Origin of the sequence: Desulfomicrobium baculatum DSM 4028 (assembly GCF_000023225.1) — a bacterium.
GTDB lineage: Bacteria > Desulfobacterota > Desulfovibrionia > Desulfovibrionales > Desulfomicrobiaceae > Desulfomicrobium > Desulfomicrobium baculatum.
This window is the reverse complement of the sequence record NC_013173.1, coordinates 771,985-798,807: the sequence shown is the minus strand read 5'-3', so window position 1 is coordinate 798,807 and position 26,823 is coordinate 771,985. Positions and strand designations below refer to the sequence as shown.

Here is a 26,823-nt window from a genome sequence, read left to right as displayed (position 1 = left end):
GATGATCAGGCCGTTTTCATGTTTTTTCAATTTCAAGCATGTCTTGATTGGAGAAATTTATCTCAGACGGAGGAAAAAGTAATGACTTTGGTACTGCTTGTGACAATTGCCATGTTGTGGTTTCCGATCGGACTCTTTTACTTTGGCCAAGGGGATGCAAAAACCTGCGGCGCGATTGCCGGGTTCGTGGGCATAATAACGTGTATCGGCGGGATAATTCATGCAACGCCTCTGTTTGGGAGCGACGCTTTTACGGCGACATTGCTGATTCCCTTCGGCATTGTGTATCTTACAATCTCGTACTGCATGCTGAACGGAATCGAAGACCTGCGCTCTCTGGGCAACCTGAGCTTGATGATGGCATTCATTTTGGCCATCGCCGCGTATTTTTACTTCACCGGCGGGGGCATCAAGCCCGACGGAACGTCATTCATCGGCAAGAGTCTTTACCTTGGCTGCATGATGATTGCCTTTGTGGTGCTGACGGTCGCGGTCTGGGCCGTGACGTATGGAAAACTGTCACCCAAGGTATTGGGCGCACTCCTTATTGTTCTTTCATTCCTCGGCCTGCTCGTACCCGCGTATGACCTCATCGGATTTGGCAAGCTGCCATTCTAGTCTTTTAGGCATGACAAAGACGAGAAAACGCCGCCTTCTCTTTGCAAATGGAAGGCGGCGTTTTCGTATAACCATCAAAGATACAGCCCGGCACAGGCAGCAACGCCCATGACGCAGCCTCAGGGGGCGGAGTTTTCGATCTGGTCGCGCAGAGCGGCTATCTTCTCACGCAGGGGATCATCGGAAGGAAGGGTTTGCAGGGTTTCGTCAAGGAGCGCGAGCGCCTTCTCCCTCTCGCCGGTTCCCGCCAAGGCCTGGGCCAGGGTCGCCCGGAAGAGCGGGTTGCCGGGCTCGGCCTGCACTGCCTTGGAGGACCATTCCAGGGCCTCGCGCGGCTCATCCAGGTTCACGAGCGCATAAGCCAGATTATTCATGGCCTCGGAGTTTTCGGGATTGCGTTTCAGGGCCTGCCGGTAACTGGCCGCAGCCTGCGTCCAATCAGCCTGGGCCGAATGCACGTTACCCAGATTGATAAGCGGCTGGTCCCAGGAACGATCCTTGGCCGCGGCCGTTTCATAGGCTTTGAGGGCCAGGTCCAGTTCTCCGGAGGTCTCGTAAGAGGCACCCAGATCGTTGTGTTCGCGGGCGTCCAGCGGGTCGGAAAGCACGACGATCCTGGGCGTGGCGCAACCGGCCAGCGCAAGGACCAAAAAGAAGACAAGAAAGAATGCACGACGCACGGTTCACTCCACGACAAGGTAAAGACGGTTCATGGGCTCCCAGCCCTCAAGCAGCGCCTGGTCCGGCAGGTACATCTCCGCTCTGGTCCCGATATGCATCAGGAATCCGTCCGGATCATGACCATACACCACCACGTAATGGCCTTGGCTGAACATCCTTCCGCCCATGTTGAGCATAAGGATAACGGGATTGCCTGCGTTGATCCAGTCCCGGAGCAGGACCGGATCCCCGCGACCGGAGCGGGTCGAGAAGCCCAGCGACCTGGCGTAGTTCTCCATGTCCGGAAGCAGCGTCCGCTCCAGCACCGGGGTGAAGACGCGTCGCGTCACCTCATCCAGGGACACGTCCCGGCCATGGAACGCCAGCACGGCGGCCAAGGCTGACGGACCGCAGTCGTTGTTTTGGGTCTGGGGGATAAAGGGCACTTCCAGGCGCACCGTGCGGGCGGTTATTTCCCGATCCGGCTGAAAAGCGGGGCGCTGCACGCACCCCACCATCACAAGCACCGCCATCAGTCCCAGCAGACAACGCTGCCTAGTTGACGACAATGCGCTTACCGCTGAAGTGCAGAATGAGGACCACCAGCAAAATGACCACCAGCACCGCGACGACCGCACCGACAATACCGCCGCCCACGTCACCTGACAGGCTGGCCAGCTGGTGCAGCTGCTCATCGGAAAGCGAACCGAGTTTCGCGTTCACCTCATCCGGGGTCAATCCGTAATCCGCCAGTCGCTGGGTCACGACCTTATTCTCCAGAGCGGTCTGGATGGAAGCGATATCGGCGCTTCGCTCGGAAATGATCTCGCCCGAAGACAGGCGGCTTTGCGCCAGGAAGGCATCGGCGTTGGAAGGAATGAGCGCGAGGAAGAGATAGGCGACCAGAATCGGCCAACACACCTGAGTTCTGAAAAACCACTTTTGGCTATTCATGCTGTAAACCTCCATAATTATTGCTCACAAGCACCGCGATTCCCTGGCAAACAGCGAGAGCAACTGTCTGACGGCGACAAACGTGGGGAATCATATTCACTTCTTACAGCGCTTCGGGAGAAATAGTCAAACCTGATTCATATTCAATGACCTTCAGCAAATGATACGCTTCACCGCAAAAGGCGCCCCCTGAAATTTGGGGGCCAAAGGCTGTCCCAACTCCGCGAAAAAAAGCCCCCGGCGCTACAAGCCCTCTGCCCAAACGGGCACCTGCTCATGACTTTTCATCATGCCTCAGGACTTTTCGCAGTACTTTCTCATAAGATTGAGGCTTAGGGACATTCGAATTTCGCGATCGCCGCTGAATTCTCTTATGCGCAAGACCGAGACCGTAAAAATGCGCAGCTCGCCGAAGGCATATCAAATCGGCCCTGCAAAAAACCATGAACGTTTTTGCAACGATTCGCCCTCCCGTATGACGCCTCGATCCCCCACAGCACAAAGAGCCATGTTACGATTCGATTGTCTTACAGAAAGACTTATTGACATTCACCAGTATTAAGATTTTAATTTTGAATGTTGAAATGCTGGTCTTCACACACGATGCACAAAGGGCTGCTGGTCAAGGTAGAATATTTCGCAGCCTGCAAAACAGTATTTTCTATTTCTCATCACCCAAGGAGTGATCAATGAGCCCCGACCTGGCCAAACCTTTCATCAATGCAACCAAGCATGTACTCTCCGCCACTGCGGCTCTTGAGGTTGTAGCCGGGCCTCCCTATGTGAAAAAAGACAAAATCGCCTGCGGTTGTGTCTCTGCGCTGATCGGCATCACCGGAGACAAAAAAGGGACATTTTGCATCTCTTTCGACAAAAATACCGCCGTTCACATAGTCAGGCACATGCTCGGAGACGCCATCGAGGATGTCGTACAGGACGTGCAGGATGCCATGGGCGAAATCACGAACATGATCTCCGGTCATGCCCGAGTCGGCATGGTGAGCATGGGCCTCAAGCTGCAAGGCTCTACCCCGTCGGTCATCATGGGAGACAACCACTCCATCTCCTACCGCGCCTCGGCTCAGGCCATCGCCATTCCATTCTCCTGTCAGGCCGGGAAATTCACCCTGGAGTTCTGTTTCGACTAGGCCGGACGGCTAACGCCCTGCCCGGATCCGGACACAGGCGACATCTCTTCCCGGGCAGGAAAACGCCTGGGCCGCTACGGCCGAAACCCCCGGCCAGCCCTTTTTTCGCTTCGCAATCATCCACGCTTTCGATCACGACGGACCTGCGCCGTTGCCGTAAATCCGTCCTCCCAAGGTCCATGCCAGCCCGCACCGCCATGTCGCCATTGCGATAGGCGGCCAAAAACAGTAATCACTCTCAAAAGCATCCCCCATTTTTGCATCCAAGCCCACTGGAGCGCCATGTTTCCTCAAGATCACAATTCATTCACCGGCCAAGGCTGGAACTTCGACAATACCTACGCCCTGCTGCCGGAATCGCTCTTCGTGCGCCAAAGGCCCACTCCGGTGAAAAAACCCGGTCTTGCACTCTTTAATCCCGAACTGGCAGCGTCCCTGGGCCTTGATGCGGCCAGCCTTGATGGCCCGGACGGTGCCGCCATTTTTACCGGTAACCGCCTCCCTACAGGCGCGGACCCCATCGCCCAGGCCTACGCGGGACATCAGTTCGGGCACTTCACCATGCTCGGCGACGGCCGCGCCATTTTACTGGGCGAACACATCACGCCCGGCGGTGAGCGTTTCGACATCCAGCTCAAGGGTTCGGGCCAGACCCCCTTTTCCCGTCGCGGCGACGGGCGCGCGGCCCTTGGTCCCATGCTGCGCGAATACATCATCAGCGAGGCCATGCACGCCCTCGGCATCCCGACCACGCGCAGCCTCGCGGTGGCGACCACCGGCGAACCCGTGTACCGCGAAACGACCCAGACGGGAGCCGTGCTGACCCGCGTAGCGAGCAGCCACATCCGCGTCGGAACCTTCGAGTACCTTGCGGCGCGCAGCAAGACAGACGACCTGCGCATCCTGGCCGAATACACCATCCGCCGCCATTATCCGGAACTTGCCGAGGCCGAAAACCCCTTCCTTGAACTGCTGCGCGCGGTCATGGAGCGTCAGGCCGCACTCGTGACCAGCTGGCTGCACGTCGGCTTCATCCACGGGGTCATGAACACCGACAACATGGCCCTGTGCGGCGAAAGCATCGACTATGGACCGTGCGCCTTCATGGACGCATACGACCCGGCCACGGTGTTCAGTTCCATCGACCGCGACGGCCGCTATGCCTACGGCAACCAGCCCTCCATCACCCAATGGAACCTGACCCGCCTGGCCGAAACCCTGCTCCCGCTGCTGCACGAAAAAGAGGAAGAGGCCACACAGATGGCACAGGAGGCCCTGGAAGAATTCCCGGCATTGTTCAGACGGCACTGGATCCGGGGCATGCGGGACAAGCTTGGCCTCTTCACGGCTGAAGACGAAGACGCGGCGCTGGCGCAGAATCTTCTGAAACTCATGCAGGACAACGGCGCGGACTATACCCTGACCCTGCGCGGCCTCACCGTGGAAACTCCCGAGGGTGCATTCTTCCGCGACCCCGGCTTTCTGCGCTGGCAGGAGCAATGGAAAGCGCGACTGGCGCGACAGCATGAGACGCCTGAGCAGTCGCGCAGCCTCATGCGCGCGCACAACCCGGCAGTCATACCGCGCAACCGCCACGTGGAGGAGGCGCTGGAAGCGGCGACCCTCAAAAATGACTTCGAGCCCGTGAAACGGCTTCTGGACGCCCTATCGAGCCCCTATGAAGACCGGCCTGAGCACGCGTCCTACCGCGCACCGGGCCTGCTCGACGCGGGCTACCGGACGTTCTGCGGCACATGACGCATTTGTTTGGAATAATGAAAAAATGCAAAAAAAGAGGGTTCACGTTCACCTATCGCGCAGCACCTTGCGAATCCGCTCCAGCATGACCATGCTGTCGCAGGGTTTCTGGAACACGTCGGCATCGCACATTCCCAGCGTTTCGATGTCGACATAAAGGCGGAAGTCCGTGGAGCCGGTGTGCAGGATATGGTGACGGCAGAGCCCCTGCTCCCGGCAAACTCGAATGAACTCCGGCCCGTTCATGGCCGGCAGGCGGATGTCGACAATGCAGAGGTCCGCCTGTTCCCGCCGCAACTCCTGCAGGGCCAATTCCGCCGAATGCGCCGAACGGACGTGAAAATCTTCAAAGTCCTCCAGAAAACAGGCCAAGGCGCTGCGGATATGCTCTTCGTCGTCGATGATCATGAGTCGTGAATGCACTCGTCCTCCTTTTGCCCACCGGGCTCAGGGACCGGGAGTTCGATGGTAAAGTGCGTGCCCTGACCCGGACGCGATTCCAGCCGCATCTGCCCATCGTGGCTGCGGGTAATGATGAAGTAGGACACGGAAAGGCCAAGACCTGTCCCCACTCCCGGCGGCTTGGTCGTAAAAAACGGTTCAAAGGCCCGGCGCTGCACTTCGGGCGGCATGCCGGGTCCGTTGTCCTCCACCTCCAGCACCACGCGATCGGCCTCGGCCTTCATGCGCACCACGATGCGCGGCGCCATGATCTGAGGCTGGGCCGAGGCCATGGCCTGGGCCGCATTTCGAAACAGGTTCAAAAACACCTGCTCGATTTCGGTTTCCGTGCAACTGACGGGGGGAAAATTTTCAGCACATTCCCACTGAATATCTATTTTTTTGAAATCATAGCTTTTTTTGAGTTCGAAATCATTCCCCGCCAAATGCGCGGCCCGTTCGATGACGGTGCGCAGATCGCAAATCGTGCGCCTCGATTCGCTGCGGCGGCTGAAATCAAGCATGTGACGGATGATGTCCGCGGCTCGCACAGCGGCGTCCTGGATATTTTTGACGAAGTCATACAGGCCCCTGACCCGCATGTACCGGTCGAATAGATTCATATCGAGACCGATATTTTCGGCCGCCTCGATATTCTTGGAAAAATCCGGCCGGGTCCTTTGCACCAGATTCTGGCTGCTGACCATGATGATGCCGAGCGGGTTGTTGATCTCGTGGGCCACGCCCGCCGCGATGCCGCCGACCGAGATCATCTTCTCGCTCTGGATCATGAGCTCCTGCATGCGCTTGAATTCCGTCACGTCACGCAACACGGCCATGACGCAGGACTCGTCACCCACTGTCAGCAACTGGCTCGACAGCACGCAGGAGATGGTTCTTCCATCCTTGCAGCCAAGAGAAAAATCGACGTTGTCGATCTGCCCACTGGTCTGCATACGCCGCCGCACCAACTCGCGCATGGCAGGATCTGCGTACAGGCCAAGCTCCTGTGCGGTCTTGCCCACGGCCTCGTGGTAGGCGAAGCCCGTCAGGCGGCTGAAGGCCTCGTTGACGTCGATGATCCGCCCTTCGGTCATGTTCATGACAACGATGACGTCGGGCGAAAGCCTGAACAGACGCGAAAACTTCTCTTCCGACTGCCGCAGACGCTTCTCGGCCTTCTTGCGGGCGCTGACATCCTCGACCACGCCGTTCAGAAAAACCGGACGGCCTTCCGCGTCCTGCTGAATCGACGCGGTCAGCACCCCCTCGAAATGCGTGCCGTCCTTGCGCACAAACTTCATTTCACTGCTCAGCGCCCCCGAAGCGGCCAAAAGCTCCCGCAAATATGCCTCGCGAGCCGAAGAATCCGCATAGACAGGTTCGACTCGAAGCCCGCTGGAGACCAAGAAATCGTCCCGTGAAGCGTAGCCGAACATGTTCCCCAAGGCGGCATTGCCTTCCAGCAACTCACCATCCAGGGTCGAGCGGAAGATTCCGACAGGGGAATTGTTGAAAATCACCCGGTATTTCTCTTCGCTCTCGGCCAGGGTGCTGACCTGCCGTTCGATGGTTTGCCCCATGCCCAGAAATGCATTCACCAGCGGCTCGAACTCCGTATAGTAAACACCGGGGTCGACCTGGGTGTAATTCCCGCGCGCATAGGCTCCGACCAGGGAATCCAAAGCCGCAAAGGGCTGCTGGAAATAATGGCGCAGGAGCCTTTTGGCCAGGCAATACTGCGCAAGAATGACAAGCAGCGCTATGCCGCCGCCGACAAGACCAATGCCGGCCAACGACTTTTGTCGAACGGAATCCTCCAGGCCCAGGCGGATAGAGCCGATAACTTGCCCTTCATGGCTGACCTCGGCCTCGCGGATGATGAAGAGGGAATTGCCGGTGTTGTAGCCGAACCATTCTTCGCCCCGGGAGTCCCGCAATTCCAGAAGGCCGACGTTGACGTCCATGCTCGTGGCCTTTGCCACTGCGGCCGCGCTTTCCCGGTCCAGGGCCCAGAACGGCGTCTCCAGGGCCTGAGCCAAAAACGTGATGGTGTCCTCGGCCCGTTCCTGCATCTGATTGCCCACCCGCCACGAAAGAAATAAGAAAACCAGCGTCGAAACGACAAGGATGATGACCGTGCTCAAGAGACCAAGAGAAAGAGAGAGCCGCCTGAAGAGGGATTTCCTGGGAGCCATGCGGGGACCGTTCCTTTTGAAAAGACAACCATGTCGTTACGAAACAAAGCTGGTTACGTACTTTTCAGTATCGCAAAGACGCTCATCTTTCGAGGAAAATATTCCTCACACTTTCGCGTCCGGCCTCAAAATTTTGACTGCTGGACAAACGTGTCGATCGCCCTGCGCGAGGCCACATCCAGTGCAACAGGATATCCGGCCTTGTCATTTATGAATCAAGCGGGTAAGGAGTTCTGTCTTTAAACAAAAAACTACTGTAAACAGAGAAGGTATTCGTTTTATATGGCCAAGGAAGAGTCTATCGAAGTTGAAGGTGTCGTCGAGGAAGCCATGCCCAATGCCATGTTTCTGGTTCGTCTGGAAAATGGCCATCAGGTGCTCGGACATATCTCCGGAAAGATGCGCAAGTTTTACATCCGCATCCTGCCCGGTGACAGGGTCAAGCTGGAGCTTTCTCCCTATGACCTGACCCGCGGCAGAATCACCTACCGCTTCAAATAATCCCCCCTGTCGAGAATTCCCGGCACGCGTCTTTAAACGCGTGCCGTTTTTTATTGCCGGATCCGGCCGGGCAAATAACCTTGTCATCACCCGGCCCCTGCCGTACCCATGAGCTTATGCCGGAAATAGATCTGCACACCCACTCCACCGCTTCCGATGGCACCTTGAGTCCTGCGGAACTCGTTGCTGCGGCCGTGGCGGCACGCCTCAAAGCCATCGCCCTGACCGACCACGACACGGTCATCGGGCTGCCCGAAGCCTGCGCCGCCGGACGCGAACTCGGCCTGGAAGTCATCGGGGGATGCGAACTGAGCGTTGAATTCGAACGCGGCAGCATGCATCTGCTGGGTCTCTGGCTGCCTCAGCACCCGCTGCGCCTGCAGGCCACCTTAGATTACCTGAGCGACCTGCGCACGGCGCGCAACGAAAACATCATTGCGAACCTGAACGCCTACGGCGTGGACATCACCCGCGCCGAACTGGAAGACATCACCACCGGCGGGTCCATCGGCCGGCCCCATTTCGCGCAACTGCTGGTGCAAAAAGGGTTCGCCGTCAATTTCCAGGACGCATTCATGAACTGGTTGCGGCCGGGAACCAAGGGCTACGCGCCCAAGGAAAAGCTCTCGCCCCGCCAGGCCATCGAGCTCCTCAAAGACGAGCAGGCCACGGTCATCCTGGCCCACCCCTGCACGTTGAAACTCGAAAAAGACGAGACCGAAAATGTGCTGCGCGAGCTCAAGGACTACGGACTCGACGGCGTGGAGGTCTTCTATTCCATGCACACTCAGGCCCAGACAAATTTCTACGCGAACCTCTGTCGCACGCTGGACCTGCTCCAGAGCGCGGGCTCGGACTTCCATGGCGACAACAAGCGGGGCATCGCCCTGGGCCGGGGCAAGGGCGGACTGCGGCCATCCTACGAACTGGTGCTGCGCATGAAAGAAGCGCGCAGCAAGCTCGGTCTTCAACTTCCGCTCTGCTCCTGAACCATGCACGTAATACCCGAACTCCTCGTCCCTGTCGGAAGCCCGGATAAACTGGCCACGGCCCTGCGCTACGGAGCCGACGCCGTGTATCTGGGCGGTCAGGCCCTTAGCCTGCGCGCCAAGACCGACGGTTTCTCCTTCTCCCAGCTCCGCGATGCCGTGAACCTGGCTCACGCAGGCGGAACAAAAGTCTATTTCGCCATGAACCTGCTGGCCTGGGAGGAGCATCTGCCCGGCGTGGAAGCCTATCTGGAGGAGCTTGCCGGCATCGACGTCGACGGGCTCATCATCGCCGATCCCGGCATCATGAGCATGGCCATGAAACGCGTCCCGCACATCCCGATCCACGTCTCGACCCAGGTAAGCACCTCCAATTCCGCCACGGCCGCGTTCTGGCGCGACCTGGGCGCGCGCCGCATCAACGTGGCCCGCGAACTGGGGGCCGCCCGCATCCGGGCCATGGTGCGAAACGTCCCTGACCTGGAGTTCGAAGTCTTCGTGCACGGAGCCATGTGCATGGCCGTGTCGGGGCGCTGCCTGCTCTCCTCCCACCTGACCAGGCGCTCGGGCAACCTGGGCCAATGCACCCACCCCTGCCGCTTCGACTACAAGGTCACCGCCGTGCGTCTGGAAGAGCGCCTGCGCCCCGGCGAGGACACCTGGGAGATCCAGTGCGGCGGGGAGTTCAGCCAGGTCATGGCCGCCGAGGACCTTTGCCTCATCAAGTACCTGAACTGGTTCCGCAACAACGGCGTGGCCAGCCTCAAGATCGAAGGCCGCATGAAGACGCCCTCCTACCTGGCCCAGGTCACGGACGTGTACCGCACGGCCCTGGACGACCTGGCCGCCGGAACCTTCCGCCCCGGACTCTACCTGGAGGAGTTGCAGCAGCTGGCCACCCGCCCCCTGACCTCGGCCTTCTTCACGCCCCAGCCCGTGACCCTGCTCCCGGCCCTGTCCAGATCCCTGACCAAGAACATTGTCGGCAGACTGGTCGAGCCCACCGGAGATGACCGCTGGGTCATGGACGTCAAGCACCGCTTCGAGACCGGATCGCCCCTTGAAATCCTGTTCCCCGGCCTGCGCCGCCCGGTTCTGGGCGCGGACGACTACGGCGTGGAAAACGCCGAGGGCGAGCTTCTGCCCACGGTCCACGGCGGGATGCGGGTAGTGCTGCGCTGCGCCTATCCGGGCCTTGAAGCGGGCATGTTCCTGCGCGCCCACCACCCCGGCGTCTACAACAGTCAGGCCGGCTGACCCATGGCCGAGACACCACTACGCATCTGGGTCGACGCCGACGCCTGCCCCAGAGTCATAAAAGACATCCTCTACCGCGCGGCCGAACGGCGCAAAATCCGCCTGATTCTGGTGGCCAACTCGCGCTTCCCTGTCCCCAAATCGGAATTCATAGATTTCATGCAGGTCGGCGCGGGCTTCGACAAGGCGGACCTGGCCATCGTGGAGCAGGCGCGAAGCGGAGATCTGGTCATCACCACCGACATCCCGCTGGCCGCCGGGGTCATCGAGAAGGGGGGCCTCGGCCTGAGCCCCCGGGGCGAACTGTTCACGCCGGACAATATCCGCAGCCGCCTGACCATGCGCGATTTTCTGGACGAGATGCGCGGCAGTGGAGTCATGACCGGCGGGCCATCCGCCCTTGGCGCCAGGGATCGGCAGGAGTTCGCCAACCAGTTGGACCGGCTGCTCACCGGGCGGGGATACTGATCAGGACGTTGGCGACAGGATAAAAGAACGTCATGGGCCGGACAGACTGACGCCTACTCCTCGCCCAGCAGGTAGCGCAGCTGGGCCACGGACCGGCCCGTACGTTTGGCCAGGGCCTGCAAGGCCTCGAATTCGGGACGGGCGTAGCGCTGCCCTTCGATTTCCGTCTCCTTGGCGTTCACCTCTCCCCAGGGCGTGGCCCGAACGGACGCGGCGCGGGGCAGCACGGCGCGGGTTGTCTCGGTCATGCGCAGGCCAAGGGTCATGGTCTGGGCAAAGGTCAGGTCGCGGATACGGGCCAGGTCCTCGGGTTTGCAGAGCACCTGCAACAGCCCGCCGGGCCGGTTCTTCTTCATCACTCCGGGCAGGAACAGCACATCCAGCGCCCCGGCATCAAGCAAGACTCCGAAAACCCCGCCTATCTCCTCGCCGGTGAGGTGGTCGACATTGGTCTCCAGCACCATGATCCGCTCCAGCCCGGGCCCATCCCCCGCCAAAAGCAAAAGTCGCAGACCATTGACCGTGGGCAGTTCCATGGTCCCAAGCCCCAGCCCGGTCCGTTCAAGGTGCCCGGCCGGACCCGACGTGAATTCATCGACCATCCTGTCCAGGAGCAAGGCCCCGGTGGGCGTGATCAGCTCCCCTTCAAACTGCGTCGGGTACACGGGTTTGCCCTGCAAAAGAACCGTGGTCGCCGGGGCGGGCAGGGGCATGAGCCCGTGGGCGCAGCGCACCGTGCCGGAAAACCAGGGCAGGCGGGAGCAGGTCACGCGGCGTATGCCCAGCGTCTCCAGAGCCCAGAACCCCCCGACCACGTCGACCAGGGTGTCCACGGCCCCGACCTCGTGAAAATGAACATCCGCCACCGCGCAGCCATGCACCCCGGCTTCCACTTCGGCCAGGCGTATCAGGGCGTCCTCGGACCGCTCCCGGACCCGCTCCGAAAACGGTAGCGCGCGGACAATCGCGGTCAGCTCGGCCAGATGGCGCATGGGCTGGGCATGAGGAGCGAGAATCTCCAGGCGCTTGCCCCGTATGCCCTTGTCCTGGGCGTCCAGGGCCGTGATTTCGACATCAACTTCGGCCTTGGCGAAGGCTGCGCGCAACGGGGCCAGATCCACTCCCAGATCGGCCATGGCCGCCAGGAACATGTCGCCGGCGATCCCGGCTGGACAATCAAGATGCAACTCGGGCATGTGTTTCCTCACAATTCGTGACGTGTTGGAACAAGGGGTATCACATGAAAATCGCCGCAGTTCAACTGTCCGGACTTCCAGGAGATGTCAGCGGCAATCTGGACAAGATCAGCGCTGCGGTCCAGACGGGGGCCAAAGCCTCCTGCCGCCTGCTGCTTTTCCCTGAAATCTCGGACCTCGGCTACGACATGCCGTCCATCGCCCTGGCCGGCCGCGACTGGTGGCCGCGGGTCCGGGACAGGCTCATGGCTCTGGCGCGGGAACATGACATCTGCCTGGTCTGCGGCGTGTGCCTGCCCGGGCCGGATGGACTGGCCAACGCGCTGGTCGCCTTCGGACCAACCGGCGACATACTGGCCCGGTACCGCAAAATCCATCTCTTCACGGCCACGGATGCCGACGAAACCGAAGTCTTCAGCCCCGGCAGCGAAATCGTCTGTTTCGATTTCGAGGGAGTCCGTTTCGGCCTCTCCGTGTGCTACGACCTGCGCTTTCCCGAACTGTACCGGGTGCAGGCCCTACACGGTTGCCAGGCCATGCTGCTGGCTTCGGCCTGGCCGAAGAGGCGCATCGACATCTGGCAGACGCTCTGCGCGGCCCGGGCGCTGGAAAACCAATGCTTTCTCCTGGGAGCAAACCGGATCGGCGACCAGGGGGCCTTCCCCTTCGGCGGCCGTTCCCTTTTCGTCACGCCTGGCGGCGAAATCACGCTGGCAAGCGCGGATCAAGAAGGTGTGATCACAGGCACGGTCGACCTGGCCGAACTTGCCGCCATCCGTCAAAACATCCCGGCCCTGGCTCATCGCCGCCCCGAGCTCTATGCCAAAGTCGTGGACAATTCGACAGAGAGCCTTTGACGGAATGCCGAAAAGATATTATAGCATGAGCAACTTACATGCAATTTTCACTGCCTTGAAAGCAACACGGCTTCAAGGCGGACATCCCGCCTCCAAGGAGAAATAACATGATCATAAAAGATTGGATGACCAAGGACGTTATCACCGTGGATCCCGAAACCTCCATGATGAGAGCGGCCAAGCTGATGAAGGAAAAAGGCATCCGCCGCCTGCCCGTGGTCGACGACAAAGGCAAGGTGCTCGGGATGCTCAGCGACCGCGACGTGAAGGAAGCCTCGCCCTCCAAGGCCACGACCCTTGACGTACACGAGCTTTACTACCTGCTCTCCGAAATCAAGGTCAAAAACATCATGACCCCAAGCCCCCTGACCATCAGGGAAACGGACACGGTGGTGAAGTGCGCGGCCATCATGCACGACAAGAAAATCTCCGGCCTGCCCGTGTTGAACGACAAGGACGAACTGGTCGGCATCATGACCCAGAACGAGGTCTACAGCGTGCTCTTAAGCATCACCGGCATCTACCACGGCGGCGTGCAGATCGGCATCAAACTGACCGACGAGCGCGGCAGCCTGAAGGAAGTGCTTGACTGCATCCGCGGACACAAGGCCCGCATCAGTTCCATCCTCACCTCCTACGACAAGGTCGAGAAGGGCTATCGCCAGGTCTTCATTCGCATCATGGACATGGACAAGTCCGCGCTGAACGAGCTGCAGAAAGAATTGACCGAAAAATACAACCTGACCTTCTGGGTCCGGGACAACATCAACTAAACCGGACCGCCTTTACCCAAGACCCGTGGAGTCTTCACGGGTCTTGCCTATGTAGGCAGGAGCACCCCCATGGAAGAGCATTATCCCATCAAGGACACTTTCGTCGAAATCACCAACACCCTGCAGGCGGCCTTCGATACGGAATATGTCCTTGGCCTGCTTTTCGCGACGGCCCTCATTTCCTTCATTATCGGCCGCATGAGCAAATAAGGTCTGCGCCCCGTCAGGTTCCAGAGCTTTCGGAATTCCCGCCATTTGTGCGGGAATTCCTGTTTGTGGAGCCTGCGTTGCAAGCCAGACGCGGACAAAAAGACAGTGCCGCTGCGCTCAGGCGCGTCTCGCCGCCCCGGCCCTCGTGCAGGATCAAGGGCGGCTGCACCGTCAGGCCCGGCCCGCCGTTCTTGAGGCTGCGCACAAGCACCAGCCGGGCCGTTGTATCCTGACGCTGATGCACGAACAGCACCTCCTTGGGCTGAAGCCGGGAGGCGCGCAGCAAATCCAGCAACTCATCGACCCGCTCGGCCAGATGAATGAAGACGCAGCTCTTGCGGTTGCGCAGCAGATACGCGGCGGCGCGAACAAAATCCTTAAGCTCGGCCCGGCGTTCGAAACGCGCCAAAGTCCTGGCCGCGTCCGGACAGATCCGCCCCCGGCCCGGATCACGGTACGGCGGATTCGAGAGCACCAGATCCATGCTTTCGGGCGCAAATCCCCATGGCCCGCACGCGTCGGCCCGAAGCAGGGCGAAGCGCTCCGCGAAACCCAGACGACAGGCATTTTCGCGGGCATGGCACAGCATGTCCGGATTAAGGTCCAAGCCGATCCCAAAAAAATCGGGGTGGTCAAGGGCCAAGCCAAGCCCCACCACCCCGCATCCGGTTCCCAGATCAAGGACCCTGCCGCGCACCTGCTCCCGTCCGGCAAAAGCGGCCAGCAACAGCGCGTCCATGGAAAAACGGAAACCCGACTCCGGCTGGGAGAGCCCGCGCGGAAAATTCCGCCGGGCCTGATCCACGGCCGCAGCTGTCATCCTACTTCAGAACGGAGCGCAGCCGCTCCATGGCTTCCTGGACGTTGGCCAGACTGTTGAACGCGGAGATACGGATGTAGCCTTCCCCGCAGGTTCCGAAGCCCGCGCCCGGCGTGCAGACCACGGCGGCCTTGGTCAGCAGCATGTCGAAAAACTCCCACGAACCCATCTTGCCGTCGATCCAGACATACGGAGAATTCTCCCCGCCCACGCAATCATAGCCAAGCGCGGTCATTTCCTTGCGGATGATGGCCGCGTTGTTCAGGTAATGGTCCACCAGCGCCTTGGCCTGCGCCTTGCCCTCGGGCGAATAGACGGCCGCCGCGGCTTTTTGCACCGGATAGGACACGCCGTTGAACTTGGTGGTGTGGCGGCGGTTCCACATGGCATGCAGGCTGTGCGCGTTACCCTGGCTGTCGTAGGCCATGCAGGTCTTGGGCACCACGGTGAAGGCTAGGCGCGTGCCCGTGAAGCCGGCGGTCTTGGACAGGGAACGGAACTCGATGGCCACCTCGCGCGCGCCTTCGATCTCGTAGATGGACCTGGGCAGCTCGGGGTCGCGGATGAAGGCCTCGTAGGCGGCGTCAAAGAGGATCAGCGCCTTGTTCTCGCGGGCATAATCCACCCAGGCCTTGAGCTGGGCCTTGGTGATGGTCGCGCCCGTGGGGTTGTTGGGGTAACACAGGTAGATCAGGTCCACGGGCTCCTGCGGCAGGGCAGGGATGAACCCGTTCTCCATGGTCCCATCGAGATAGACGAGCCCCTCGTAGCGGCCGTCCACGTTGGCACCGGTACGGCCGGCCATGACGTTGGTGTCGACGTAGACCGGATAGACCGGATCCGGGATGGCGATGCGGGTGTCCCCGGCAAAGAGCTCCTGGATGTTGCCCGTGTCGCATTTGGCTCCGTCGCTGACGAAGATCTCGTCCCCGGCGATATCCGCCCCGCGAGACTGGAAATCCTCTTTGGCGATAAGTTCGCGCAAAAAGTCATAACCCTGCTCTGGGCCGTACCCGCGAAAGGTTCCGGCGCTGGCCATCTCGTCCACGCCCTGATGAAAGGCCGCGACCACGGCTTCGGGCAAAGGTTCGGTCACGTCCCCGATACCGAGGCGGATGACCTTCTTGTCGGGGCTTGCCTGCTGGAAGGCATTCACGCGGCGGGCGATGTCGGCGAAAAGATAGGAGGCTTTAAGTTTCGTATAATTTTCATTGATGCGGATCATATGTGGTCCTCACTGCTGTTTTTTTGTGTGTTGGATGGAAGCGAAAAGCCTAACGCCAAAGAGCGCGCAGTTCAAGTCAGGCCCTTTTGCGCCATAACCGCCGCCCCAGCACGTCGGCGAAAAGCCTTGCCTGGCTTACGTTCAATAGCAACCCCGCGCCCATGTACAGGGCTACCCAGACGGGGATGAAAAGCAGGCAGACGGGCCCCAAACGGGTGCTCAGCCAGCATCCCGCGAGCAGGACGAGGCTCAGGAAAAAAGAGATGGCCAGGTCGCGGTTGAGCCTGAACCACGCTCCGCAATGCCGCCGCAGAAAAAATCCCAGCAGCACGACGTTGAACCAGGCCGAAACGGACGAGGCCAGGGCCAGCCCCACATGCCCCAGCACCTGCATGCCTGAGTACCCCGCGACCACGAAAACGCACAGGCTGCCCACGGCCGCGCGCACGGGAGTCCTGGTGTCGCCCAGCGCATAATAGGCCGAAGCCAGGGAGCGGACGCTGGAAAACGCGGGCAGGCCGATGACATAGCCTAGCAGGGCCATGGCCGTGCCGTGCACGGCGGCATCGGAGAACGCCCCGCGCCCGAAGAGCAGATCGACCAGTGGCAGTGACAATCCGGCCAGGCCGGCGGCGGCGGGCAGGTTCACGAACAGGGTCAGGCCGAGGGATGTGGCCAGGGTGTCCTTGAACTCGGCGCGCTTCTCCGGCGCGGCCAAAAGGGAGAGCGACGGCAGAGTGGCCACGCCCACGGCCACGCCGAAGACGCCCAGAGGGAACTGGAACAGCCGGTCCGCGTAATAGAGATACGACACGGAACCCTCGGGCAGAAAGGAGGCCATGCCCGTACTGATGAGGATATTGATCTGGTATACGGCCGAACCCAGAATGGTGGGCAGCATGAGCGTGCCGATGCGGCGCACGCCGGGGCCGGTCGGTTCCACCGGCCCGACCCAGGAAAAGCCTTTGGAGCGCAGCATGGGCTGCTGCAGAAGCCACTGCCCGATCCCGGCCACGAGCACGCCCCAGGCCAGGTACACGGCCACGTTCCCGCCGACATTGATGGCCAGGAGACTCGCGGCGATGAGCACGATATTGAGGATGCACGGGGCCAGGGCGGGGATGAGAAAATGGCCCATGCTGTTTAAAATGCCCATGCACAGGGCCACGCCGGAAATGAACAGGATATAGGGAAAACAGATCTGGACCAGGCTCGCGGTCAGTTCGAAAAGCTCGGGCCGCTTGGCCGCGAAACCGGAGGCGATGAGCAGGGTCACGGCCTTGGGAAAAAGCAGAACAAAGATCGTAAGCAGGCCCAGGATGATCAGCAGCCAGAACTGGATGGAACGGGCCAGGGTGAAGGCGGCCGTGTCCCCCTCGCTCTGCCGGATTTTGACGAAGGTGGGCACGAAGGCCATGGTCAGGGACCCTTCGGCGAAGAGGCTTCTGAGCAGGTTGGGCACGCGGAAGGCGACAAAAAAGGCGTCGGCCAGCACGGACGCGCCCAGGGCGTAGGCCATGATCAAATCGCGCACGAGCCCAAGCACCCGACTGAGCATGGTGGCCCCGGAGACGATGGAGGCGTTCTTGGCGATGGTTCGGTTGGTGGACACGAAAATTTTCCGGAATGCTGAAGAAATTGGGGTGGATCCTCTATGAAACGCCTTTGTGTATCCGCCGCGCCCATGCGCGTCTACCAGGATTTACGAGGGAAAATCATGAAGCCTCCTTATTTTTCAGCGTGTCGGAACCATCCGCCCATCAACCGCCGCGGTCCTTGAAAAAACAGTCCTCGGCCCTCAAACCCTGAAAATCCACAACGAAGCCAAGACGTTCTGGACATGGCCTTTGCTTAGCCGCTACACTGCGCCCATGAACACCGCACGACTTCTCACATTTCTCGTCCTTCTGGCCATTCTCGGGGGCTGCGCCGGGCGGCAGCCTGGTCCGGGCATCACCACGCCGCTCTCCATCACCGACGCCGCCAATCCCAACTCCGGTGAGTTGAACGCTTTCGAGCAGATGTATGCCGGGGACACAGACAAATCCCTCGCCGCCCGGTTTCTGCTCGACAACCTGCCCCCGGCCGACAGATTGTCCATGAGCGCCGACGAGTTAAGCGAAAATCTGGACTACGCCTTCCTGGCGCGTGCATCCATGCCCTGGGGCGAAACCGTGCCTTGGGACACATTTCTGCACTATGTCCTGCCTCACCGCGCCAGCCAGGAGCCTTTCGAGCCCCACCGGGCCATGCTTTTCAAGGAGCTGGCCCCGCTGTGCGCCACAGCCGGGAGCATGGAAGAAGCGCTTGCGCTCGTGGGAGAGTGGTGCGCGCAAAGGGCTGAATATCGTTCCACCTCCCGCCGCGACCTCGGCGTCATGTCCATCCTCGACGCCGGATACGGACGCTGCGAGGAGACCAACATCCTCTTCCTGGCGGCAGCCCGCGCCGTGGGTCTGCCCGTGCGCCAAGCCATGGTTCCGTGGTGGCAGCACACCGACGGCAACCATGCCTGGGTCGAAGCCTGGACAAAAGACGGCTGGAAATTCCTGGAAAGCGGGACTGAATTCTCCGCCCTGAACCAGACCTGGTTCGCGGCCCAAGCCCCCCGCATGGCCAAGGTCGTGGCCTATGCCTTTGGCCAGCCTGAGGACCCGTCAGTCTACCGTACGGGCACCGGCTTCGCCCTGCTCGACAACACGGCCGCCTATACACGAGGCACGACGGTTCAGGTCAGCGTGCGTCTGGCGGACGATCAGCCAGCTCCCGGGCGAGACGTCTTCTTCAGCGTCTATTCCCTGGGCGGATTCAGGCCCGTGACCAAGGCCGTCACCAACGACGACGGCATGGCCAGGGTCATCCTCGGCCCCGGCATCTTTTTCGCGTCATGCGCCGCTGAAGACGGACTCGCCTGGACCCTGCTCGACACCCGGGACATGGACGAAACGCGCGTCCGCCTCCAGGCAGGCTCTCCCCGCGCGCTCCCCGAGTCCGTCAGGTTTTCTCATCCAGGCCCAGCCCAAAACGCCTTCAAGGCCACCACCAGCCCAAAGCTCGCGCGGCTGCGCAAAGAGCGGGCCCGGCGCTGGGAACCATTCCTGCGCGACCTGCCGTCCGCACTGCAGGAAAGCCTGCCCCTGGCGGGCGAACGCGCGCCACTTTGGCTGCGTCTGCTGCGGCAGCCGCAAGGCCCGGCCACGCCCTGGATTTTGCCCCTGATGACCGGTCTCGACGACAAGGACCTCTTACAGGCCGACCCCGAGACCCTGCCCCGAGACATCGAACTTGCCGTCGACGCCAGAGAGGCTTCGGCCAAGGCCGGACTTTCCTATGATGACGAGACCTTCACTCGCTTCGTGCTCTCACCTCGCCTGCACCTTGAACCCTGGTCGTCCTGGCGCGCTCAGCTGCACCCATGGGTGAAGAAATCCATCGCCCTGCCCCTTGCCAGAAAAGTGCAATCCATCCGGGAAGATATAGACAAACTCCCCATTCTGCCGCAGACCCTCTTCGGCCCGCCCCTGACCCCGCTGCAGACTCTTCAGGGCGGCTTCTGCGCCTCGAATTCGGACAAAGCGGTGCTGGCCACGGCAGCCTTGCGCACCATGGGCGTTCCGGCCCGCTGCGAAATCGATTTTGGCGGCGTGGAGTATTTTGACGGGACGGATTGGCAATTCTGGGAAATGCAGACCGCCGCACCGGCCAGCGGCGCTCTGCACGTCACGGGCGGCAACGACGTGCAGCCCTTGAAGGATTTTGGCGTGACCAGAATCGAGGACGGGCATCTGCGCGCCCTCGACGACCTGCCCTGGAAGGAAACCCAGGGCGTCCTGACTTGCGCCATGCAGCCTGGCAACTACCTGCTGCTTGAACCCAAGCGCGAGAACGACGGGGTATTGGTGCGCCTGATTCCTTTCAACGTCGCGGACAAAGAGACAACGGTCGTTCAAATCGGGGCGGAGTAGCAAGAAAGACGCAAATTAAGTCCGCACGATTGCAAGACCCCGTGCTTTGCTCTACATTACAGCGTATTAAACCCACTGCGCGAGGATCACATATGGACAGACATATTCTGCTGATCGTTAGCGACGACTCCAGCTCACTGCAAGCCGTGCGCTTCGTCGCCGGTTTCTTTGCCGGCCAAGAGAAACCGCACCTGACCCTGCTCTACGTCGCCCCCAATCCCAAGGCCGGATTGACCGAATCGGAGATCATCCAGGATTACGGAAACTTAAGCCGCAGGGAAGCCCAGATCAAGAGTCTGGCGCAGACCGCCCTCGACAGAGCCGAAGAACTATTGGTGAGCAAGCATTTCCCCAAAGCCAACATCCACAAGAAGATCACCTTCAAACAACTCGGCACGGCCAACGACATCATCCAGGAAGGCATCACCGGCATTTACGACGCCATCGCCCTGGGACGCAGGGGATTGTCGCGTCTGGAAGAATTGATCGACGACAGCGTAAGCAAGCAGGTCTTCACCACGCCCATGGAAATCCCCCTGTGGATCTGCCGCAGTCACGAGAAACCCGCATCCAGCGTGCTGCTCTGCACCGACGGTTCTCCCGCCAGCCTGCGCTGTGCCGACCATGTCGGCTTCATGCTCGCAAACGCCCCCGAACACGAAATCACCTTGCTGCACGTGGCCTGCGGCTCGTCTCCGGCAGTCCCGGAAGACGCCATCGCCCAGGCCCGGCGCATGCTTGAAGAAAACGGCGTTGCCAGCCGCCGCATTCATCAGAAGATCATCACATGTAGCAACATCGCGGAGGCCATCCTGCGCGTGGCCCGCGAAGGCGAATATGGAGTCCTGGCCACCGGACGCACGGGGCGGGGAGAAAGCAGGACCTTGCACCTCCTGGGCTCGGTCAGCATGAACCTGCTCAAGCACCTCGAATCCGCGACCTTGTGGATCTGCCATTAAAAGCAAACGACCCCGCGACCAAATTTGGACGCGGGGTCAAATTCCTTATCTACCCCTCTGACTTCAGACGAAAAGCATGTCGTGAATAGCGGAAACCTGGGCAGGTGGAAGCGGATCTTCAAGAAAAATCTCATACTTCGAGGACGTGCTGCTGATGGCCAGGACGCGGTTTCCCACTTCCTCCAGCCGCGCCAGAACCTCGCCGACCCGCTCACGCTGGGCAGCCACGCGCGCACCGATGAGAGACAGACTTACGCACGGGACTCCTTCCATGGCCCCGGCGTGCTTTTCGTCCACGACCACTACGCTTCGTCCCTCCACGGACTGGCACAGGCGACAGTCCGGCGGCAGCGGCACGCCGGCCCCGAACGCGACCCAGCGTAGCCGGTCATTGTAGACCATGGCCTGCAGGGTGTCGCGGTTCAGGTTCTCGCTGGAAACGATGGTTCCGATCAGACCGGAACTGCTCGACCCGGCGGCGATGCGCACTCCCAGACGGCGGGCATACTCCACGGCGTCGTCCTTCAAGACCTTGGCTCCGGCGGCGGACATCTCGAGCATGGTCTCGTAGTCCACGGTGTCCAGAAGGCGGGCCGAGGGCGCAAGGCGCGGGTCCGAGGTGTAGACCCCGTCCACATCCGAATAGATCTCGCACACATCGGCCGCCAAGGCCGCCGCCACCGCCACGGCCGTGGTGTCTGAGCCGCCCCGGCCAAGGGTGGTGATCTCCCGTGTCGTGGACACGCCCTGGAAACCGGCCACCACGGCGATGCGGCCCTGATCCAGGGCTTCGCGCAGGCGGTCGCCCTTGACCTCCAGAACCCGTGCGTCCCCGTGATTGCAGTCGGTGATCAGTCCGATCTGCGAGCCGGTGAAGGACATTGCCAGGCCGGGCCTGATACCGTTTATGGCGATGCTCATCATGGCTATGGAAATGCGCTCCCCTGCCGACACGAGCATGTCCATTTCGCGCGGATCAGGGATCTGGGCCAGCTCCCGGGCCTGGCTGACCAGCGCGTCGGTGCTCTTGCCCATGGCCGAGACCACCACGACCACCTTGTCGCCGCTCTCGTGCCGGGCCACGATGCGCCGCGCCAGATCCCGGATCTTGTCCGGAGTGGCCACGCTGCTGCCACCGTATTTCTGAACGACCAGAGCCATGCTTTTCTCCTTATTTCGCCATTTTCACGATGCGCGGCCAAAAAGTACCGCGAATACGCACCAGATCGGCCTGCGCGGCCATGACGTCCCTTATGTTCTTGTAGGCCATGGGCGCCTCGTCAAGCCCTCCCGACAGGAGGCGCACACCGCGCTCACGCAGGACATGCTCCACATCGGACCTGCGAAACCGCTTCAAGGCTTCCTTGCGGCTCATGACCCGTCCCGCGCCGTGGGCCGCCGAATTCAGGGACATCGGGTTGCCAAGGCCCTCGACCACGAAGGCCGGATCAACCATGGTGCCTGGTATGATCCCGAAAAATCCCGCGCCGGCAGGTGTCGCGCCCTTGCGATGCACAATGACCCGCCGTCCGTCAAAGGTCTCCTTCCAGGCGAAATTGTGGTGGTTCTCGATGCTTGTGAGGGGGTTCAGGCCCAGATGCCCGGCCACGGCAGCGTGGATGATGGCGTGGTTGGCCGCGCTGTATCGGCCCATGAGTTCCATGGCGTCCCAGTATTCACGGCCCTCGTCCGTGTCGAGCCCAAGCCAGGCCAGGTGCCCCAGAGCGCGTGGCAGTTCCGGGTGCATTCGCCCGGCCAGCGCGCTGTAGTGCTTGGCCACCTCCCCGCCCGTGCCCCGGCTGCCGCTGTGAGACAACAGGGCCAGATACGTCCCTTCGGCCAGACCGGGCATGGCCTGGGTCACATCCAGCACGCCCCACTCGACAAAATGGTTCCCAGCACCGCTGGTGCCGAGCTGCGCCCAGGCCGTGTCCTGCATGCGCCGCGTCACCGGCGAGAAACCCCAGTCCTCGCGCATGACAGCATGGTCCCGGCGCGCCCGGAACTGTCCGCCCACGCCAAAGCAGGTCTCCTGCTCGATGGCCCGCGCCAGCTCATCGCCATGGGAATCGACCAGGTCCGGGGACACGGCAAAGACGCTCATCTTCATGCGGCAGGCGATATCCATGCCCACGCCGTAAGGGATGACGGCATTGTCCACGGCCAGGACCCCGCCGATGGGCAGGCCGTAGCCGACATGGGCATCGGGCATGAGCGCCCCGCCCACGGCCACCGGCAGGCTGCAGCCGTCACGGAGTTGCTGCACCGCCTTGGGGTCCAGCCCTTCACCCCAGACCCGCCAGGGAACTTCCCGCACGGAACCGGCCACGCCTTGCTTCGACTCGCCGCCAAGCATCCCGGCCAGGCCGCCCAAAACCGGATGATCGGCGAACGCCCCCGGCTCTTGCGCCAAACGGCCGAAAAGACGGCGCAACGCCTTGCCGCGCACCCCATCCTCTTCCATTTGCCGCACGCAAAGACGGACCACGGGCAGAAGGCGCTCGGGGATGCCTAGAGCCGTCAGACGAAACGGCAGTCTGTCTTTCATTTTCCCGCTGTTCATGGACATGAAAATGGCGTATCCGTTTTTTGACATTTCTCCAAGAAAAGCTGTTTGGAAATACCAACCACGTCTCCACGAAACACCGAATGACTCACGCAATCAACCACAATTTCCAAACAGTCCTTCTCTGAAAACATTGATTTTGTGAATAAAGCATTCTAGTGAAGCGCATTCGAAACAAGGGGGGATGAAATGGCCAAATTCCTGTTTATTCTCGGCAAGGACGACAACGAAGCGGCGACCCGCTGTTTCCAGTTCGCGCGCATCGCCCACTCCAAGGGACACCATGTGAACCTGTTCTTCATCGACGAAGGGGTGCGCTGGGCGGACACGGCCAGGGATCTCGGACAAAGGACCGTGACCGGCGATTGTCCGGGGGACTATCTGCCCTATCTTGTCCAGAAAGAGGTCGGGATCGGGATCTGCACGCCCTGCGCCACGAACCGGGGAATGGATGAAGCCCGCTTCTTCCCGAACATGCAGCTCGACGGAGCTCCGCACCTCATCGACCTGGCCGCCGAATCCAGGGTCTTCAATTTCTAGAAAGACCGGTGACGGCCTATCTCCGTAACGACCGCTGGATAAAGCGCCTGGTCTCCTCGAAAAGTCCCGGCTGTCCGAAAGGACTGAGAAAAACCGTACGCACCGCCCCGACCATGGCCGCGTAGATCATGAGGGCGCAGTCCTTGACCGGAACCTGGACGATGGTCCCGTCGGCGATGCCGCGCTCCAGATTGACCTCGATTTCCCTGATCAATTCCTCGAACTTCACGCCGATCTTCTGGCGATCCAGATGCGGATTGTCGTCACTGAACGGCGAGCAGCGGATCAGGGTGGGAAAGGTCGCCCGGTTGGCCAGGGTGTAGGAGAGATAGGAATTCACGAAAATATCCACGGCCTGCAGCCCGTTTTTGGCCACCTCCATATCCCGCCTGATACCCAGCAGCATGGCGTCGATCATCTCGTGCCCGGCCACCAGAAACAGCTTCTCCTTGTTTCCGAAGTAATGGGACACAAGCCCGAACGCCACCCCCGCGCGCTCGGCGATCATGCGCATGGTCGTGCCGGCGTAGCCGTACTCGGCAAAAAGGGCCTGGGCCGCCGCCAAAATCTCGTCACGTTTACTCACCTGCGTCCATCCTTCTCGTAAGAGCTGTCCATCATGTTACGGCAATTCAAGCGCAAGCCCCACCGGGCAATGATCGGAACCGGGCACATCGGCCTCGATCCATGCGTCCCTGACCGCGCTGCTCAGTTCCTCGGAAACAAAAAAATAATCGATACGCCAGCCCACATTTCGTGATCTGGCTCCGAAACGGTACGTCCACCACGAGTAGGCGTCCTCCACATCCCCATGGCAGCGGCGAAACGTGTCCACGTAACCGTGCGCCACGAAACGATCCATCCAGGCCCGCTCGATGGGCAGAAAGCCGGAGGTCTTCTCGTTGGCCTTGGCGTTCTTGAGGTCGATTTCGCGGTGGGCGGTGTTGAAATCCCCGCAGACAACGATGGGCTTGTCCCGCCGCAGTTCCTGGGCGTAGGCCAGAAATGCGTCGTAGAAGCCCAGCTTGTAGTCCAGACGATCCGGACTCATCTGGCCGTTGGGAAAATAGACGTTGAAATAGTGGAATTTCTCGAACTCAAGGCGAATGACCCGCCCCTCGCCCTGAAAGCGGGTGTCGGGCAGGCCCCGCTGCACGGCCAAGGGCTCAAGGCGGCTGTAGCAAGCCGTGCCGGAATAGCCCTTCTTGCTGCGCGCCGCGTTCCAGTAGCAGTGATAGCCGTCAAAGAGGCGATCCCCGCCGACCTGTCCCTCCTCGGCCTTGACCTCCTGCAGCCCGAGCACGTCGGGTGCGGCCCGCTCGAGCCAGTCGCGAAAACCCTTGCCGAGGACGGCCCGAAATCCATTCACATTCCAGGAATGCATGCGCAGGATCATGCCACGCTCCGCAAAACCGCCATCAGGCCGGACGGGGTCTCATCGATGCGCACATACCCGCCCTGGGCGAAAGCGCCGGGATTCAGCACATGCGATCGCCCGATCCTTTCCTCTCCGACCCCTTCATGAATATGGCCGGTGACGACGATGGCGGGCTGGTATTTCTCGATCAGCGCGCGCACCCCCGGACTGCCGACATGGGCGCCCGAGGGCAGCTTGTCGACCACGTCCGCCCGGGGCGGGGTGTGGACCATGAGGATGACATGCGCAAAGGCTCCCGCCCGCTCCAGCACGTCATGGGTCCACTGGCAGATCTGACTCTCGTCGACCTCGGACGGGGTGCCGAACGGGGTGGGAGTGGAGAAGCCCACGGCGGCCAGACAGACCCCATCACCCAGGTCCACGACCCGGCCGTGCGCGTTGATCCCCTGCTCGGTGAGCACCCGCTCGACGGCCGGGGTGTCCATGTTCCCGATCTGGGCGTAGACGCGCGGGTTGATCTTCGTCACGGCGGACACGATGCGCCCCGCGCTCTCCCGCGAGCCCAGATTGGTCAGGTCTCCGGACAGGAATACCCCGTCGGCGAGAGCAAGGTTGTCGATTCGTTCCACGGCTGTGATGCGTTCGTGAATGTCCCCAAAAACTATCCAAAAGCGGTTTGCCATTTGCCTGTCATCCCCTCTTTGAGTAATTGTCCTGTTTTCACGGCATGGTAAAGGAGCACACCACGTCATGCAAGAGCCCAGCAAAAAACTTCTGCGGATTGCCCTGCGCACGCGTCGGCAAAATCTGCCCCTGAATCTGGTGCAGGAAGACAGCGCCCGCATCCGGGATAACCTGTTGTCCCTGGAGCGCATCCGCGCCGCCTGCAGCGTCATGCTGTATCTGCCGGCCCGGGGCGAAGTCGATACGTGGCCGCTGCTGGACCATTTCTGGGCACGCGGCAGCGAAATCCTGCTGCCGCGCTGCTGCGACGGCAGCCCCGGCATCATGGATGTTTACGCCGTGACCTCCCGCGAGGACCTGGGGCCCGGCTGCTTCGGGCTGATCGAGCCGCGAGCGCAGCGCGCGCTGCTGGTCCCGGCCCCGCAGCCCGAAGTCATCATTGTCCCTGCCCTGGCCTTTGACCAGCGCGGATACCGCCTTGGTTTCGGAGGCGGCTATTATGACAGATTCTTGCCCACCCTCGGCTGCGCCCCTTTGCTGGTCGGACCGGCCTACGCCTTCCAGGTTCTGGAAAGCCTTCCAGTCGAACCATGGGACAGGCCCGTGGAAATGGTCGTCACCCCGGAATCCATCCTGCACATCCCTGCGGAGCCGTAAA

At 61.1% G+C, this 26,823-nt stretch carries 28 protein-coding genes; 14 read left to right on the top strand and 14 right to left on the bottom strand.

The features are described 5' to 3' along the window. The first annotated feature begins 81 nt into the window (after positions 1-81). On the top strand, positions 82-618 hold the full coding sequence (locus tag DBAC_RS03695; RefSeq protein WP_015772944.1) for an AmiS/UreI family transporter: 537 nt from the start codon (positions 82-84) through the stop codon (positions 616-618). A 119-nt stretch (positions 619-737) separates the two neighbouring features. Here DBAC_RS03695 and DBAC_RS03690 read toward each other — a convergent pair whose 3' ends face one another. Genes DBAC_RS03690 through DBAC_RS03680 form a run of 3 tightly spaced genes read right to left on the bottom strand, consistent with a single transcriptional unit; the run spans position 738 to position 2,232 of the window. Beyond that, the gene (locus DBAC_RS03690) at positions 738-1,298 is read right to left on the bottom strand and encodes a tetratricopeptide repeat protein (protein ID WP_015772943.1); all 561 of its coding nucleotides are present in this window, start codon (positions 1,296-1,298) and stop codon (positions 738-740) included. A gap of 3 nt (positions 1,299-1,301) precedes the next feature. Next, on the bottom strand, positions 1,302-1,811 hold the full coding sequence (locus DBAC_RS03685) for a cysteine peptidase family C39 domain-containing protein (protein WP_050762031.1): 510 nt from the start codon (positions 1,809-1,811) through the stop codon (positions 1,302-1,304). A 22-nt stretch (positions 1,812-1,833) separates the two neighbouring features. Beyond that, a complete protein-coding gene (locus tag DBAC_RS03680) occupies positions 1,834-2,232 on the bottom strand; it encodes a PA2779 family protein (protein WP_015772941.1) in 399 nt (132 codons plus the stop codon). A 689-nt stretch (positions 2,233-2,921) separates the two neighbouring features. Between DBAC_RS03680 and DBAC_RS03675 the strand changes: the two genes are divergently transcribed. Both DBAC_RS03675 and DBAC_RS03670 read left to right on the top strand, forming a co-directional pair. Beyond that, positions 2,922-3,380, top strand: a complete 459-nt coding sequence (locus DBAC_RS03675; protein ID WP_015772940.1) for a chemotaxis protein CheX — start codon at positions 2,922-2,924, stop codon at positions 3,378-3,380. 282 nt (positions 3,381-3,662) lie between these two features. Beyond that, a complete protein-coding gene (locus tag DBAC_RS03670; protein WP_015772939.1) occupies positions 3,663-5,138 on the top strand; it encodes a protein adenylyltransferase SelO in 1,476 nt (491 codons plus the stop codon). A 48-nt stretch (positions 5,139-5,186) separates the two neighbouring features. Here DBAC_RS03670 and DBAC_RS03665 read toward each other — a convergent pair whose 3' ends face one another. Then, positions 5,187-5,561, bottom strand: a complete 375-nt coding sequence (locus DBAC_RS03665) for a response regulator (protein ID WP_015772938.1) — start codon at positions 5,559-5,561, stop codon at positions 5,187-5,189. After that, a complete protein-coding gene (locus DBAC_RS17605; RefSeq protein ID WP_015772937.1) occupies positions 5,543-7,777 on the bottom strand; it encodes a PAS domain-containing sensor histidine kinase in 2,235 nt (744 codons plus the stop codon). The genes DBAC_RS03665 and DBAC_RS17605 overlap by 19 nt, the downstream gene beginning before the upstream one ends. Positions 7,778-8,059: 282 nt before the next feature. Between DBAC_RS17605 and infA the strand changes: the two genes are divergently transcribed. From infA to DBAC_RS03635, 4 genes are all read left to right on the top strand, one after another. Then, the gene (infA, locus tag DBAC_RS03650; protein ID WP_015772936.1) at positions 8,060-8,278 is read left to right on the top strand and encodes a translation initiation factor IF-1; all 219 of its coding nucleotides are present in this window, start codon (positions 8,060-8,062) and stop codon (positions 8,276-8,278) included. Positions 8,279-8,394: 116 nt separating this feature from the next. Then, positions 8,395-9,267 carry a PHP domain-containing protein gene (locus DBAC_RS03645; RefSeq protein WP_015772935.1) on the top strand — a complete coding sequence of 291 codons (873 nt, stop codon included), beginning with the start codon at positions 8,395-8,397 and terminating at the stop codon, positions 9,265-9,267. Between the two features lie 3 nt (positions 9,268-9,270). Then, complete coding sequence (locus tag DBAC_RS03640; RefSeq protein WP_015772934.1) at positions 9,271-10,524, top strand: peptidase U32 family protein; 1,254 nt, start codon at positions 9,271-9,273, stop codon at positions 10,522-10,524. 3 nt (positions 10,525-10,527) lie between these two features. Further along, positions 10,528-10,992 (top strand): YaiI/YqxD family protein, encoded by a 465-nt coding sequence (locus tag DBAC_RS03635; RefSeq protein ID WP_015772933.1) that lies wholly within the window; start codon positions 10,528-10,530, stop codon positions 10,990-10,992. A gap of 53 nt (positions 10,993-11,045) precedes the next feature. On the opposite strand, the gene larC is transcribed toward DBAC_RS03635, so the two are convergent. Next, positions 11,046-12,188, bottom strand: coding sequence for a nickel pincer cofactor biosynthesis protein LarC (gene larC / locus DBAC_RS03630; RefSeq protein ID WP_015772932.1), 1,143 nt, complete (start codon positions 12,186-12,188; stop codon positions 11,046-11,048). A 44-nt stretch (positions 12,189-12,232) separates the two neighbouring features. On the opposite strand from larC, the gene DBAC_RS03625 reads away from it, so the two are divergent. The 3 genes from DBAC_RS03625 to DBAC_RS19200 all read left to right on the top strand — a co-directional run bounded on the left by DBAC_RS03625 (position 12,233) and on the right by DBAC_RS19200 (position 14,028). Then, on the top strand, positions 12,233-13,045 hold the full coding sequence (locus DBAC_RS03625) for a carbon-nitrogen hydrolase family protein (protein ID WP_015772931.1): 813 nt from the start codon (positions 12,233-12,235) through the stop codon (positions 13,043-13,045). Positions 13,046-13,152: 107 nt separating this feature from the next. After that, positions 13,153-13,818 (top strand): CBS and ACT domain-containing protein, encoded by a 666-nt coding sequence (locus DBAC_RS03620; RefSeq protein ID WP_015772930.1) that lies wholly within the window; start codon positions 13,153-13,155, stop codon positions 13,816-13,818. A 69-nt stretch (positions 13,819-13,887) separates the two neighbouring features. Then, positions 13,888-14,028: a hypothetical protein gene (locus DBAC_RS19200; protein WP_015772929.1), complete on the top strand. Its 141-nt coding sequence runs from the start codon at positions 13,888-13,890 to the stop codon at positions 14,026-14,028. A gap of 13 nt (positions 14,029-14,041) precedes the next feature. On the opposite strand, the gene DBAC_RS03615 is transcribed toward DBAC_RS19200, so the two are convergent. From DBAC_RS03615 to murJ, 3 genes are all read right to left on the bottom strand, one after another. Further along, positions 14,042-14,848, bottom strand: a complete 807-nt coding sequence (locus DBAC_RS03615) for a tRNA1(Val) (adenine(37)-N6)-methyltransferase (protein ID WP_015772928.1) — start codon at positions 14,846-14,848, stop codon at positions 14,042-14,044. A gap of 1 nt (position 14,849) precedes the next feature. Continuing rightward, positions 14,850-16,073, bottom strand: a complete 1,224-nt coding sequence (locus DBAC_RS03610; protein WP_015772927.1) for an LL-diaminopimelate aminotransferase — start codon at positions 16,071-16,073, stop codon at positions 14,850-14,852. A gap of 76 nt (positions 16,074-16,149) precedes the next feature. After that, positions 16,150-17,685, bottom strand: a complete 1,536-nt coding sequence (murJ, locus tag DBAC_RS03605) for a murein biosynthesis integral membrane protein MurJ (protein WP_015772926.1) — start codon at positions 17,683-17,685, stop codon at positions 16,150-16,152. A 259-nt stretch (positions 17,686-17,944) separates the two neighbouring features. On the opposite strand from murJ, the gene DBAC_RS03600 reads away from it, so the two are divergent. After that, positions 17,945-20,038, top strand: a complete 2,094-nt coding sequence (locus DBAC_RS03600) for a transglutaminase domain-containing protein (RefSeq protein WP_043810309.1) — start codon at positions 17,945-17,947, stop codon at positions 20,036-20,038. A 92-nt stretch (positions 20,039-20,130) separates the two neighbouring features. Further along, positions 20,131-20,997 carry a universal stress protein gene (locus tag DBAC_RS03595; protein WP_015772924.1) on the top strand — a complete coding sequence of 289 codons (867 nt, stop codon included), beginning with the start codon at positions 20,131-20,133 and terminating at the stop codon, positions 20,995-20,997. Between the two features lie 63 nt (positions 20,998-21,060). On the opposite strand, the gene DBAC_RS03590 is transcribed toward DBAC_RS03595, so the two are convergent. Together DBAC_RS03590 and DBAC_RS03585 are read right to left on the bottom strand one after the other, a co-directional pair. After that, the gene (locus DBAC_RS03590; protein WP_015772923.1) at positions 21,061-22,158 is read right to left on the bottom strand and encodes an aspartate kinase; all 1,098 of its coding nucleotides are present in this window, start codon (positions 22,156-22,158) and stop codon (positions 21,061-21,063) included. Positions 22,159-22,168: 10 nt separating this feature from the next. Continuing rightward, positions 22,169-23,593, bottom strand: coding sequence for an RtcB family protein (locus DBAC_RS03585; RefSeq protein WP_015772922.1), 1,425 nt, complete (start codon positions 23,591-23,593; stop codon positions 22,169-22,171). Between the two features lie 159 nt (positions 23,594-23,752). On the opposite strand from DBAC_RS03585, the gene DBAC_RS03580 reads away from it, so the two are divergent. Continuing rightward, positions 23,753-24,103 carry a DsrE family protein gene (locus tag DBAC_RS03580; RefSeq protein ID WP_015772921.1) on the top strand — a complete coding sequence of 117 codons (351 nt, stop codon included), beginning with the start codon at positions 23,753-23,755 and terminating at the stop codon, positions 24,101-24,103. Positions 24,104-24,119: 16 nt separating this feature from the next. Here the strand turns inward: DBAC_RS03580 and DBAC_RS03575 are convergent, their stop codons facing one another. The 3 genes from DBAC_RS03575 to DBAC_RS03565 are packed head-to-tail and all read right to left on the bottom strand — an operon-like array spanning position 24,120 to position 26,164. Continuing rightward, complete coding sequence (locus tag DBAC_RS03575) at positions 24,120-24,689, bottom strand: TetR/AcrR family transcriptional regulator (RefSeq protein ID WP_015772920.1); 570 nt, start codon at positions 24,687-24,689, stop codon at positions 24,120-24,122. Between the two features lie 36 nt (positions 24,690-24,725). After that, positions 24,726-25,499, bottom strand: coding sequence for an exodeoxyribonuclease III (locus DBAC_RS03570; RefSeq protein ID WP_015772919.1), 774 nt, complete (start codon positions 25,497-25,499; stop codon positions 24,726-24,728). Beyond that, complete coding sequence (locus tag DBAC_RS03565) at positions 25,496-26,164, bottom strand: metallophosphoesterase family protein (protein ID WP_015772918.1); 669 nt, start codon at positions 26,162-26,164, stop codon at positions 25,496-25,498. Before DBAC_RS03565 ends, DBAC_RS03570 begins: the two co-directional genes overlap by 4 nt. 67 nt (positions 26,165-26,231) lie before the next feature. On the opposite strand from DBAC_RS03565, the gene DBAC_RS03560 reads away from it, so the two are divergent. Then, positions 26,232-26,822, top strand: coding sequence for a 5-formyltetrahydrofolate cyclo-ligase (locus DBAC_RS03560; protein WP_015772917.1), 591 nt, complete (start codon positions 26,232-26,234; stop codon positions 26,820-26,822). Position 26,823 lies beyond the last annotated feature (1 nt).